Origin of the sequence: Lentilitoribacter sp. EG35 (assembly GCF_040784015.1) — a bacterium.
Classification (GTDB): domain Bacteria; phylum Pseudomonadota; class Alphaproteobacteria; order Rhizobiales; family Rhizobiaceae; genus Lentilitoribacter.
On the sequence record NZ_JBFNGQ010000002.1, the window covers coordinates 229,129 to 242,797 of the forward strand.

The following is a 13,669-nucleotide window of genomic DNA, read 5'->3' on the forward strand; positions in this document are numbered from 1 at the left end:
ATTCACTTATGCGAATTTCGCTCTAGATAGCAAGATACTCATGTCTTAGTTCAACATTATCAAGAACTTCTTTGGCTGTCCCATCAAAGACAACTTTGCCTGTATCAAGAATAACAGCTCGATCAGCAAGATTAAGCGCTGCAACAGCATTTTGTTCAACAATAATGGTTGTCATGCCTTGTTCACGAATGAGTTGAAGTGTTTTTTCAATCTCTTGAACAATCACAGGCGCTAAGCCTTCATAGGGTTCATCCAAGAGCAAAAGCTTAATATCGCGCGCCAGTGCGCGGCCAATAGCGAGCATCTGTTGTTCGCCGCCCGACAGTGTAATCCCCTCCTGCTTGGCGCGTTCACCAAGCCGCGGGAATAATTCATAGATGCGCTCAATTGACCAACCTATAGGTTTTTCAATCTGCGCAAGTTGCAGGTTTTCTTCCACTGATAGTCCCGGAATAATCCGACGATCCTCAGGCACTAGTCCAATACCGGCTCGTGAGGCTTCAAACGCTTTCATAGTATGTAATGGCTGGTGATCAAGCCAAACTTCACCATGAGTTAACATTGGGTCTTCAAGACGAGAAATCGCACGCAATGTTGATGTTTTTCCAGCACCATTCCGGCCCAATAACGCCAAAATCTCACCCTCATGCACATTGAGGTCAACACCTTGAACAATGTAGCTCTCACCATAATAAGCCTTTAAATCCCATGCGGAAAAATAGGCCGGAGCATTTCTAGCGTGGTTTGCGTTCATATTATCAGTCATAATTTCACTCAGCTTATCAAAATCAGATTAGTTATGCGCAGTACCTAGATAGGCCTCTTGCACTTTCGGATGACCTTTAATGTTTTCAGGGAGATCTTCGACAATAACAGTGCCTTGCGCCAGCACAGAAATTTTTTGTGCAAGTGAAAATACCACATGCATGTCATGCTCAATCACCACCATAGTGATTTGACGCTTAGCCTGAATTTTGGCCAGCAACTCAATCGTATTATTAGTATCTGCGCGCGCCATGCCAGCGGTTGGCTCATCAAGAAGCAGCAGTTTGGGATCTTGAGATAAACACATCGCCATCTCCAAACGACGCTTATCACCTCGCGATAATGAAGATGCCGTCATGTCCTTCTTGTCGGCCATATCAACATCCAGCAACATTTGTTCCGCTTTCTCACAAATATCAACTTCGTTCGAAACAGGCTTAATTGCTTCAAGAGAAAAGGCACCATCACGTTTTGCGAAACACGGAATCATCACATTTTCAAAAACAGTTAAATCAGAGAAAATCTCGGGCGTTTGGAACACGCGTGACACACCAATTTGGTTTATTTCATGAGGTTTTTTACCGAGCAGGGAATGACTATCGAATGTCACAGCGCCGGTATCTGGTATCAAGCGACCGACAAAACAATTAAGTAGAGTTGATTTACCAGCACCATTGGGACCAATAATTGCATGTATAGTTGATTCATCAACATTCAAATTCACATTCTGCAGAGCTTTAAGGCCACCGAAACTCTTATTGACATTTTGAACTTCCAAAATACCCATTTTATTTTCCTTAAACTATTCTGCCCGAAATCATTCAGCTGGTGAGACAGCAGTACTGCCCGGCTCTGATTTTTCATCATCGCCTTTCTTTCTTGTGAACACCGTCATAATTTTTTGCGAACCTTCTACAAGACCACCAGGCAGGAAGATCACGATCACCATAAACAATGCACCAAGCGTGAGATGCCAACCTTTTCCGACAAAGGACCCAAAGATCCAGACAAATGTATCTGTCAACACCTCCGGCATGAAGGCAAACCAACCCTCAAGGACACTATCATTGATCTTAGAAAAAATATTTTCGAAATATTTAATGAAACCAGCCCCCAAGACAGGACCAAGCAACGTGCCTGTGCCACCAAGAATAGTCATCAACACAATCTCGCCAGACGCCGTCCACTGCATGCGCTCTGCTCCTGCAAGCGGATCCATCGACGCCATCAAGCCTCCGGCTAAACCCGCATACATGCCTGAAATTACAAAAGCAGCAAGTGTATAGGGTTTAGAGTTTAAACCTGTATAACTCATTCGTGTTTGATTGGTTTTAACTGCACGTAACATCAACCCAAACGGTGAGCGAAAAATCTTTAGTGAAAGATAGAACATTGCGATCAAGAAGATTGCGCACAGATAGTACCCAACATTAAATGAGAATGCCCACGCGCCGACCTCCCAGGTAAATGTTTCTTGCATTTCAAGGCCAAAGAGATGCGGAACTGTTGAATCACCTTCACTCAATAAATATTGAGGATCATTGTTATAAACCTGCAATCCGGTCTCACCATTCGTGAGGTTAAAGCTTGGATTTGAGAACACCGAATAGGCCATCGCAAAGCTCATTTGTGCAAAGGCAAGCGTTAGAATGGAAAAGTAAATCCCCGATCTTCGCAAACAAATGAAGCCAATAATTACTGAGAAAATACCGGCAACAATAACGGACAGAATTAAACCAGGAATAATATTGTAGCTAAGAAGTTTAAACATCCAAACCGCTGAGTAAGAGCCCACCCCTAAAAAGGCAGCATGCCCGAATGACAGATAGCCAGTTAGTCCAAATAAAATATTGAACCCAATCGCCAGGATACCAAAGTAGGCAAACCGTTGCATCAAGTCTGGATAGCCTGCATTAAACTGCGCCATCACAGACCCATCTGGAAATGGATTTAAAATAAATGGCGCAAGAAGCGTAATTAAAATGACGAAATATAGCGTACGTCGATCAGCTTTATTTAAACTAGTCATGTCTTATTCCTCCATCACACCAGCTCGACCCATGAGACCGCGAGGACGGGTCAAGAGGACGATAATAGCAACGAGATAAATGATAATTTGGTTGATGCCTGGCAACGTGGTTGTTGCCCATGTGGTAGATGCAAAACTTTCTAAAATACCGAGTAAGAAACCGGCGAGGACAGCTCCCCCAAGTGAACCCATTCCGCCGACAACAACGACAACGAAACTAAGAACGAGAAAGTCCATACCCATGTGATAGTTGGGTGAATTAATCGGTGTATACATTACGCCAGCCAAACCCGCGACCGCAGCTGCGATGCCGAACATCAACGTAAAACGTTTATCAATATCTATGCCAAGAAGACCGACGGTTTCGCGATCAGCCATACCGGCGCGCACAACCATCCCAAATGTTGTAAACTGCAGAAATGCGAAAACAGAGGCGATAACTATAGCAGAGAATGAAAAATAGATCAGGCGCCAGTACGGATATATCACTGCATTTGCTTCAAGACCAATTAACGCGCCAAAATCAAATGAACCAATAAATTGATCCGGTGCGGGTGTCGGAATTGGATTAGCACCAAAATTTGCTTTCACAATTTCTTGGATAACTATGGCAAGTCCAAACGTCACTAGAATCTGATCGGAGTGAGGACGCTTGTAAAAATGCTTTATAAGACCTCGCTCCATTGCCCAACCGATAAAGAGCATTACAGGGATAGCGACAATTATGGCGAGTGGTACTGACCAGTTAATTAAAGCGGTACCAGCAGCTTCACCAAACCAATCCACGACATAGGGCGTCTTGATTTTTAAAGGATTTCCTAAGAAATCAAGCTTTTCAGGATCAAGTGTAATTTTTGAAATACTGAGGGCTCTTTGCAATGTTACAGCAACAAAGGCGCCAAGCATAAACAGCGCGCCATGCGCAAAATTGACAACACCAAGCGTGCCAAAAATGAGAGTTAGCCCCAAGGCGATCAATGCATAAGCAGAACCCTTGTCGAGCCCGTTTAGGATTTGAAGAAGGAATGCGTCCATCGTCCCTGCCCGTTAATTAGCAAACAGAGCCCTTTAAAGAGCCAGTTTATTATAAAGAATTGAATATGCTGATGAGCGCGACCAAGCACAAAGCAAGGCCGCGCGCATAAGACTATACTATACGCCTGGGTTACATTTACCCAGATCACCACCAGCAAACATTGGGTGATCAACAGGGTATTCAACCTGTGCACGTGGAGTAACTTCCACAACTTCCAGAACGTCAAATTCTGATGTCGGGTTGTCTTTACCCTTCACAACTAGAACGTCTTTGAAGCACTGGTGATCTTCCGCACGGTACTCAGTTGCACCATTGCCAAGACCATCAAACTTGAAGCCTTCAAGAGCTTCACCAATACCGCATGGATTGAATGTACCAGCACGTTCACATGCATCAGCATATAGCAATGTCTGACAATACACTGTGTGCGCAGCCTGTGATGGCGGGAAGCCATATTTCTGACCAAATGACTTAACGAATGCTTTTGAACCTTCGTCTTGCAATGACCAGTGCCAGTTGGTTGAACCAAAGATGCCTTTAACGTTCTCACCAGCACCACGAGCCATTAGGCGTGAATACAATGGAACAACAATCTCAAAGTTTTTACCGTTAACTTGCTTGTCACGAAGACCGAACTGAACAGCAGATGTTAGTGAGTTCACCATATTACCACCGTAGTGGTTTAGAACCAGAACATCGGCACCTGAGTTAAGAACAGGAGCAACATAAGACGAAAAGTCAGTTGTTGCGAGCGGTGTCAACACGTTGTTAACAGTCTCCCAACCCTTGCCTTCAGTTGCCTGCTGGATAGACTCTTGCTGTGTCCAACCCCAAGTATAATCAGCTGTAAGGTGATAAGCACGACGATCTTTACCATAACGAGCTTCAAGCACAGGAGCCAAAGCAGCACCTGACATATAACCGTTAAAGAAGTGACGGAAGCCATTGGCTTTCTTATCTTTACCAGTCGTATCATTTGAGTGTGTAAGACCGGCCATAAAGATAACGCCAGCTTCCTGACATAGACCCTGCACAGCAATCGCAACACCTGATGATGAACCACCGGTGATCATGATAGCGCCGTCTTTTTCGATCATAGACTTCGCAGACGCACGCGCCGCATCAGATTTTGTTTGTGTATCACCTGTTACATACTCAACCTTTTTGCCAAGGATACCGTTACCCTTTAGCGCCTTTGATGAGAACGTATTCATCATGCCGCCGTCACCGCCGCCATTTAAATGCTCGACAGCAAGCTCATAAGCACGAAGCTCATCAGCACCCTCGTCAGCATATGGACCACTTTGCGGTACGTTAAAGCCTAATGTGACAGAGCCACCCTTAGGCTCGTTCATGTAAGCACTCGCAGAACCTGTGAAAATCGTAGGCAGAGCAAGACCAGCACCAGCAACGGCACCTGATTGCAATAGACCACGACGAGTTGGTTTAATAATGGACATTAAATTCCTCCCTAATGGATTTAGCCAGAACCTTCCTCCAAAGGTAATGACACCGTGAACGCAAAGACGTTCGCGGCAAAAATGCGCTATATTTGTCAAATTTGCAATAAGCTATTGTCTTTTATATGTTTTTTTGTGTAAAATTTATATAGCAATTCATTTTTTCTGTAAATAAATTTACTAAAATTGGATATGTTACGAAAAACAAAGGACAATTTCGATGCTTCGTTCACTGTTAGGAACACGAATTCGCGAAAGACGCAGACAAAAAAAACTTAGCCAAACGGCTTTAGCGCAAAAAGCAGGGATCTCAGTTTCCTATATGAACTTGATTGAACATAACCACCGAGGCATCGCAGGGCGTACACTTCTGGCAATTTCCGATGCTCTTGAAGTCAGCTCTGAAGAACTATCTGAAGGTGCCGATCATGCCCTCATGACCCACCTTCAAGAGGCAGCTAATTTTGATGGTGATAATAAAGTGGAAGTTAATCGGACTGAGGAATTTATTGGCCGTTTCCCGGGCTGGGCAAAACTAACTGAAACTCTATTTGAGAATGTTCAATCGCAAAACGAAAAACTTCAAGCACTTTCTGATCGTTTGGGTCAGGACCCGTTTTTTGCCGATGCTATGCACCTGATGTTATCTAACATCACTGCCATACAATCGACCTCGGACATTTTGGCAACCACTAACGACATTCCAAAAGCCACAGCCGACAAATTTCTCAATAATATGAGAACTGAAAGTACCCGCCTTGCAGAAACAATTGTAAATCTTCTCGCCTATTTTGATGAAACTAGAAGTGATGAAGCACAAAACCAGACCAAACGAGCACAATCGCAGCTCGATAGCTTTTGGGAAAGTCGTCAGTTTTTCCTGCCTGAGTTAGAACAAGGGCAAGAAAACAAAACCAATATGGATAAGATTCTTAAGGGTTTTGATTTTGAGCGCAATAACGAGGAAAGCGATATAGAAGCATCGTTGCGTCGTTATGTGAGTGTTGCTTCCAAGATGCCAGTTGATACATTTTTGGATAATGCCATTGAAAACAATTTTGAACCTATAAGCATTTCCCAAGAACTAAACATTCCAATTGAGGATGTATTTTTTCGTCTTGCTCACTTGCCAGATACATACAAAAATGTCGAACAACCTCAATTTGGATTAATCGAGTGTGATGGTTCCGGAGGCGTTTTATTTCGCAAGCCATTGCAGATACTATCTCTGCCTCGCAAAAGTAGCGCTTGCCCCCTGTGGCCGCTTTACCGGGCTATCAGCCAACCCATGCAGCCAGTTCGCACGTTTATAGAACCACCAACGGGAGAAAGTTTCTTAACTTACTCCTATGCTTATCGTCCTGTTGCAGGTAATTTCAACCTGCCAGGCACGGTGAAAAGCGCAATGATTTTCACTCCGGACTTCCAATTATTTACGCCCGCTCAAGAACGCAAATCCATCCCGTCAATTCAGGTAGGTATTAATTGCGAAGTCTGCCCACGCGATAACTGCACTGCACGACGTTCGAAATCCATTCTCAACATCTAAAACACATGCTTGCGGGCCGGAATAAACCTCGATACTATGATCTGATCTGGGAGGAAACAACATGACGAGAACAGTTCTCTTAATTGAGGACGAGCCGCACATTGTTGAGGCTTTGTCATTTTTGCTATCGCGGGAAGGTTGGAATGTCGACGTTCACAATGATGGTCACGGTGCAGTTGAAAAAATTTTATCTCTACAGCCAAATCTTGTAATTCTTGATGTTATGCTCCCAAACAAGGGCGGCATGGATATTCTTCATGATATACGCAATGAAGTAAACATACGTGATATTCCGGTTTTGATGCTTACAGCAAAAGGCCAACGAAAAGACCGACAAGCGGCAGAAGAAGCTGGTGCCAACCTCTTCATGACCAAACCATTTTCAAATCAAGAGATCGTCCAGAATATCAACAGGCTCGTAACATCATGAGGCGTCTACGAGGCAACGATGAGAAACCCAAGATAGAGCCTCTCTCAACAGATAGAAGCCAGTCAACACAACGAAAGCAACGAGACCTTGCAGCATTATTGCCAATTATCGGTGCATTATTCTTTATATCACCTTTTGTATCGACATTAAGCCCAAGCGAAGAGGCAAATGTCACAGGTACAGCCATCTATATATTTTCTATATGGGCTTTGTTGATCATCTGCGCATTCTTTCTTTCAAGATTACTTCGCACAGGAAAACATGATGAGATCAGGGACAAATAATGCTGTCCTTTAATCTGCTTGTCACCATATGTCTTATTTATGTGATGATTTTGTTCTTTGTCGCTTTCTTAGCTGAACGTCGAGCAAAACAAGGTAACTTAAGTTTTTTTACCTCGCCAATAACCTATACACTCTCGATATCAGTTTATTGCACCGCATGGACTTACTATGGTGCCGTGGGATCAGCGGCTCGTAATGGCTTGGAATTCATTACCATCTATCTTGGTCCTACCCTCGTATTTATCGGTTGGTGGTGGTTATTGCGCAAGCTCGTTCGGATCGGAAATACGCAACGGATTACCTCTATCGCCGATTTAATCTCTGCGCGATATGGTAAGAGCACGACACTTGCGGTCATTATCACAATCCTGTCCGTAGTTGGAACAACACCATACATTGCGCTTCAGTTGCAATCTTTAACATTAAGTTTTTCTGTATTCTCAAATGAAGCGGCAAGCATCGATGCTGCTTCCTCGCCTATTCAAACAGCTCTTTGGGCTGCGGTTGGCCTTGCTGTATTTACGATCATTTTTGGCACGCGAAACCTCGATGCAAATGAACGTCACCATGGTGTTGTCACCGCCATTGCACTTGAAGCAATTGTCAAACTGGTTGCGCTTCTTGCTGTTGGTATATTTGTCGTTTGGGGTGTTGGTGAAGGACCATCAGATATTCTATCTCGCATTCAACCAAGCCTTAATCAAACCCAAGATATCTTTACTCCGCGCTGGGTAACGCTTGTTTTCCTATCTGCAACAGCGGTTATTTGTCTGCCCCGCATGTTTCAAGTTATCGTTGTCGAAAACTCTGACGAAAAACACCTTGCAACAGCATCATGGGCATTTCCACTTTATCTCTTTTTAATGAGCCTTTTTGTTTTACCAATTGCCATTGCTGGCCTTGATATGCTGCCGACGGGCTCAAATCCTGATCTGTTTGTGCTCACTATACCATTATCTCAAAACCAAGATGCTCTGGCTACATTGGCATTTCTGGGTGGATTTTCATCAGCCACATCCATGGTGATTGTGGCATCAATTGCACTGTCGACGATGGTTTCAAATCATATTGTGCTACCATTATGGCTTAGACTAACACTGCGCCGAAGTCCCACAAGCGAAGATGTTCGCACACTTCTTTTAAGGAGTCGCCGTATTTCCATTGCTGCCATTCTTGGTCTGGGTTTTTTATACTATCAATTTACCAGCGGCACTGGCAGCCTTGCAGCCATTGGCTTGATTGCTTTCTTGGGTGTTGCTCAAATACTACCCGCTCTTCTTGGTGGCTTGTTCTGGGAAAGCTCAACACGAAAAGGCGCGCTATATGGCATTATTTGCGGGTTCATCATATGGGCCTACACCTCATTCCTACCAAGTTTTGATGGCAATTTTATTCTAAGCGAGAGCGCACTCACCAACGGACCGTTTGGTGTTGGTTTTCTGCGACCGAGCGCATTATTTTTTGTTAATATCGATGACCCTCTTGTTCATGCGGTTGTCTGGTCACTTGGTATCAACGCACTCGCTTTTATTTTTGGTTCTCTTACAACGCAACCAAGACCCATTGAACGTGTCCAAGCAGGACAATTTATCCACGTTTTCGATCGCGCACAAAGTAGCCGTACACTGACGAGACAAACAACATCAGAAGAATTGCATATTCTCTCCCAGCGCATTCTCGGTCATGAAACAACGCGGGAGATTTTTACTCGTGCCTCACGAGAACAACGACACTTACCCGGGAGATTACCTGATCCTACAGATGAATTCATTGGACAGTTGGAGCGTGAATTTTCCGGCTCAGTTGGCGCTGCAACTGCCCATGCCATGATTGGCCAGATAGCAAGTGGCGATATAATTTCAGTTGAAGACTTGATCGCAGTGGCCGATGAAACCGCACAAATTATGGAATATTCTGCCCGCCTTCAAGCCCAGTCCACGGAACTCGAAAAAACAGCGGAACAGCTTCGTCGTGCAAACCTCCAATTGCGCGAGCTTAGCGAACAGAAAGATGCATTTTTAAGCCAAGTAAGTCATGAGTTGCGAACACCGATGACGAGCATTCGCTCGTTTGCTGAAATCCTGCGTGATGACAAGAATATTGACGACGATCAGCTTTCGCATTTCTCTTCCATTATCCACGATGAAAGCATTCGCCTTACATATTTACTCGATGAGATTTTAGATCTCAGTTTTCTCGAGCATGGGCGGGTGCAGCTTAATGTTAAGAAAGTATCGCTTGGCAGCATTATAGAACGGGCAAAAAACTCAACTCAAACCATACGACAGCAATCAAATGCAGTGATAAAGATAGAACCTCAGTTCCTTGTGTTGGAACTTGAAACAGATGCTGATCGTCTCTCTCAGGTCTTCATCAACTTAATTTCCAATGCCATCAAACATTCCGGGCAAACTCAACCGGAGATCCGTTTTAACTGTAAAGTTCAAGAACATTCTCTTTTGATCGAGGTGGCAGACAACGGTAGCGGTATTTCTTCGGAAAATGCTGAGCTGATATTTCAAAAATTTGCGAAATTATCGACTGAACAATCAGCAGGCAGTGCCGGTCTCGGCCTACCTATTAGTCGCGAAATCGTTCGTAATCTTGGCGGTAAACTTTTGTATGTGGGCAATAATCCAGGCGCCGTATTCCATATTATACTGCCAAAAACGACGTCGGATTCAACCCTTGGCACCGATTCGATTGAGGTTGCAGAATAAAACCACGTTAATAATAACGAACGTATCCCTCTGTACATTCTTCCAAGAGGGCTATACTAGGTCAATGAAACAACGATTGAGCAGCAATTCTGCTCCCACGCCAAGACTTATACTTACAAGCCTTTGGCAATATTTTCGAAAAAAAGGTATTTTATGCTCGATATTGATGGGGTTCACCCGGCACTGAGTGGCGCGTTAGATAAACGTGGTTACGAAACCCTCACACCTGTACAAGAAGCTGTCATCGATGAAAGCCTTGCTACAAAAGACCTCTTGGTTTCAGCTCAAACGGGTTCAGGTAAGACTGTGGCTTTTGGTCTTGCACTTGCGCCGAACTTACTTGGCGATGGAGAACGTTTTCCAAGAGCATCAAAACCACTTGCATTAGTCGTAGCACCAACACGTGAATTGGCACTTCAGGTTCAGCGCGAACTTGAATGGCTTTTTGAAAAAACAGGCGCCGCTATCGCATCATGTGTGGGCGGTATGGATATGCGGACAGAACGGCGCGCACTTGTCCGGGGGAGCCATATCGTTGTTGGAACTCCAGGTCGTTTGCGTGATCATATTGATCGTGGATCGCTGGATATGTCAGAAGCTAAGGCTGTCGTATTAGACGAAGCTGATGAGATGCTAGATCTGGGTTTTCGCGACGATCTCGAGTTTATATTAGAAGCAACACCTGAAGATCGTCGGACTTTAATGTTCTCTGCAACTGTTCCACGTTCGATCCTTAATTTGGCAAAACGTTACCAAAATGACGCCGAACGTATTTCAACAACGTCAGAACGAAGTCAACATGTCGATATCGAATATCGTGCTTTGATGGTCTCACACAGAGATATTGAAAATGGCATTGTTAATGTACTTCGCTATTATGACCCCAAAAATACAATCGTATTTTGTGCAACCCGCGCAGCTGTTGCCCGAATGACATCCCGCTTCTCAAATCGTGGATTTTCCGTTGTCGCACTTTCTGGTGAATTAAGCCAGGAGCAACGAACCCATGCCTTGCAAGCCATGCGTGATGGCCGGGCACGTGTTTGCGTTGCAACTGATGTTGCCGCTCGTGGAATTGACTTGCCCGATCTTGAATTGGTGGTCCATGCGGACCTGCCCAACAACAAAGAAACGCTTCTCCACCGAAGTGGCCGAACTGGCCGTGCTGGACGCAAAGGCGTATGCGCCTTGATGATTGCGGGCAATATGAAATCTCGTGCGGAACGTATGCTCCGCAGCGCAAATGTGAACGCAGAATGGGCACGCCCACCGTCAGCAAAAGAAATTCTTGCGCGCGATGATGAGCGAATTTTAACTGACCCAAGTCTAACCGATAAAATTAATGAGCATGAGAGGGAATTTATCAACCGTCTTATGGCCGAGTTTCCACCGGAACAAATTGCGTCGGCCTTTGTGCGCGGACATCGCGCAAGCAAATCAGCGCCAGAAGAATTGCTAGAAGTTAAGCATTCGGTTTCAGAGACACGAGGTTCAAAACGCGACAATACTGGTGAACGACGCCCAATGGCTGAATTTGAGAACGGCCGCTGGATATCGCTATCCATTGGTCGCAATCAACGTGCCGAGCCACGTTGGATCTTACCAATGATTTGTAAAGCCAGTAATCTGACCAAACGAAACATTGGCTCCATTAAAATTCGTAATGACGAAACATTCATTGAAATTTCTGAACATAGTTTCGATGATTTTATGAATGCAGTTGGCCCTAACCTTACATTGGAGAAGAGCATACGTGTTCGCGCAGTCGAGGGTGTGCCTAATTTTGATCAAGAACAAACTCGTCGCGAGCGTGGTCGCGGAGGGTCAAAATCTGAGGGCAGACCACGGAGTAATTCTCGACCACAGCCTAATGGTGACCGAGGATCAGAGAAAAAGTGGGACAAACCAAAATGGGATAAGCCAAAACGCGGAAAACCGGGTGACCGCCGCGATGACCGTGGACCACAATCAGAACGTGACGAGCAGGCCCCTGGTAAACGTGCCCCCCGCAAAGGCAACAAGGGTGCCGCATCTAGACAAGATCATAAAAGTGAAAACCGCCGTAACCGCGAAAAAGCATTGGAAGAATTATCAGCTAAATCTGATTCTCCTGCCAAAAAACCCAAGAAGCCCAAGAAGTCAAAAACCGTCAAATTCACCGGATTGAAAAAGAAGGGCGAACGCGCAAGCTCTGATAGTCGTCCCAAAGATGGTCAAAGCGATGGATCAAAAGGCGGGATGGCGCCTCGCAAAAGATCACCGAAATCTGCAGATTAGATAAAAGGCCCGATCCATTATCGGGCCTTCCTTATTACCTGGTTAGCTAGCCTTGCTGTATGTCAACAACAACGCGACCCTTTATCTGGCCTTTTAAGATATCTTTGCCCAGCTGTGGCAAGTCCGATAATCCTGCAGGAACGATCATGTCTTCAAGTTTTTCCATCGGAAGATCTTTTGCAATACGGTGCCAAGCTTCCACGCGCTTCTCATAGGGCTGCATCACACTATCAATACCTAAAATATTGACACCTCGAAGTAAAAACGGAATAACCGTTGCGGGCAAAGCTGCACCACCTGCAAGACCTACCGATGCAACGGATCCACCATACTTCATCTGCCCTAGAAGACGCGCAAGCATTTCTCCACCGACAGCATCAATACAGCCAGCCCACATTTCTTTTTCAAGCGGTTTTTTAATGGCTTCATTGATTTCATCACGTGGTACAATTTGGGTAACACCCAAGGACTTCAGATAGTCTGCCGTTTCGGGTCGACCTGTAACACCTGCAACTTCATAGCCAAGGTTGGCTAGAATTGCTGTCGCAACTGACCCAACACCACCTGCCGCGCCTGTGATCAACACAGGACCATTATCTGGTTTTAAACCATGAGCTTCCAAAGCCATAACAGATAACATAGATGTGAATCCGGCAGTTCCGACCGCCATTGCCTGTTTGGTTGTCAATCCTTCAGGCAGGTGAACAAGCCAATCGGCATTAACGCGCGCCTTTTGTGAATATCCGCCCCAATATGCTTCGCCCACACGCCAACCCGTCAACACCACCTTATCACCAGGCACATAACGATCATCATCTGAACTTTCAACAGTTCCAGCAAGATCTATCCCCGGCACATGAGGATAGTTTCGAACCAAACCGCCGCCAGGCCCAATGCATAGGCCATCTTTATAATTTACGGTGGAATACTCAACCGCGACAGTGACATTCCCCTCAGGCAAATCAGCCTCGGAAATCGTTTTGATTGCAGCGGAGGTTTTACCTTCGTCATCCTTGTCTACAACAAGTGCTTTAAAAGCCATTGATATCTCCTATTTATTTCCACTACTTATGACTGTTTCCGGCCCAAATGCAATAAATTTTAGAACGTGTAGACTCA

Annotated in this window: 11 protein-coding genes; 5 read left to right on the forward strand and 6 right to left on the reverse strand. The window is 45.0% G+C overall.

The window, feature by feature from the left end; translation table 11 throughout:
- Positions 1-22: 22 nt before the first annotated feature.
- The 5 genes from AB2J24_RS04975 to AB2J24_RS04995 form a co-directional block, all read right to left on the reverse strand.
- Positions 23-766: an ABC transporter ATP-binding protein gene (locus AB2J24_RS04975; RefSeq protein ID WP_162654250.1), complete on the reverse strand. Its 744-nt coding sequence runs from the start codon at positions 764-766 to the stop codon at positions 23-25.
- 27 nt (positions 767-793) lie between these two features.
- The gene (locus AB2J24_RS04980; RefSeq protein ID WP_162654251.1) at positions 794-1,552 is read right to left on the reverse strand and encodes an ABC transporter ATP-binding protein; all 759 of its coding nucleotides are present in this window, start codon (positions 1,550-1,552) and stop codon (positions 794-796) included.
- A gap of 30 nt (positions 1,553-1,582) precedes the next feature.
- A complete protein-coding gene (locus AB2J24_RS04985; RefSeq protein WP_420883618.1) occupies positions 1,583-2,794 on the reverse strand; it encodes a branched-chain amino acid ABC transporter permease in 1,212 nt (403 codons plus the stop codon).
- 3 nt (positions 2,795-2,797) lie between these two features.
- Positions 2,798-3,829, reverse strand: a complete 1,032-nt coding sequence (locus AB2J24_RS04990; RefSeq protein WP_162654253.1) for a branched-chain amino acid ABC transporter permease — start codon at positions 3,827-3,829, stop codon at positions 2,798-2,800.
- 117 nt (positions 3,830-3,946) lie between these two features.
- On the reverse strand, positions 3,947-5,290 hold the full coding sequence (locus AB2J24_RS04995) for a substrate-binding protein (RefSeq protein WP_162654254.1): 1,344 nt from the start codon (positions 5,288-5,290) through the stop codon (positions 3,947-3,949).
- A gap of 220 nt (positions 5,291-5,510) precedes the next feature.
- Here AB2J24_RS04995 and AB2J24_RS05000 point away from each other — a divergent pair, with 220 nt between their 5' ends.
- From AB2J24_RS05000 to AB2J24_RS05020, 5 genes are all read left to right on the forward strand, one after another.
- Entirely contained in the window at positions 5,511-6,839 is a 1,329-nt protein-coding gene (locus AB2J24_RS05000) for a helix-turn-helix domain-containing protein (protein ID WP_367384665.1), read from the forward strand.
- A gap of 61 nt (positions 6,840-6,900) precedes the next feature.
- Positions 6,901-7,269 carry a response regulator transcription factor gene (locus AB2J24_RS05005; protein ID WP_162654256.1) on the forward strand — a complete coding sequence of 123 codons (369 nt, stop codon included), beginning with the start codon at positions 6,901-6,903 and terminating at the stop codon, positions 7,267-7,269.
- The gene (locus AB2J24_RS05010) at positions 7,266-7,553 is read left to right on the forward strand and encodes a hypothetical protein (protein ID WP_367384666.1); all 288 of its coding nucleotides are present in this window, start codon (positions 7,266-7,268) and stop codon (positions 7,551-7,553) included. The genes AB2J24_RS05005 and AB2J24_RS05010 overlap by 4 nt, the downstream gene beginning before the upstream one ends.
- On the forward strand, positions 7,553-10,273 hold the full coding sequence (locus AB2J24_RS05015; protein WP_367384667.1) for an ATP-binding protein: 2,721 nt from the start codon (positions 7,553-7,555) through the stop codon (positions 10,271-10,273). Before AB2J24_RS05010 ends, AB2J24_RS05015 begins: the two co-directional genes overlap by 1 nt.
- A 153-nt stretch (positions 10,274-10,426) precedes the next feature.
- Positions 10,427-12,550, forward strand: coding sequence for a DEAD/DEAH box helicase (locus AB2J24_RS05020; protein WP_367384668.1), 2,124 nt, complete (start codon positions 10,427-10,429; stop codon positions 12,548-12,550).
- Positions 12,551-12,596: 46 nt separating this feature from the next.
- Here the strand turns inward: AB2J24_RS05020 and acuI are convergent, their stop codons facing one another.
- The gene (acuI, locus tag AB2J24_RS05025) at positions 12,597-13,592 is read right to left on the reverse strand and encodes an acryloyl-CoA reductase (protein ID WP_367384669.1); all 996 of its coding nucleotides are present in this window, start codon (positions 13,590-13,592) and stop codon (positions 12,597-12,599) included.
- Positions 13,593-13,669 lie beyond the last annotated feature (77 nt).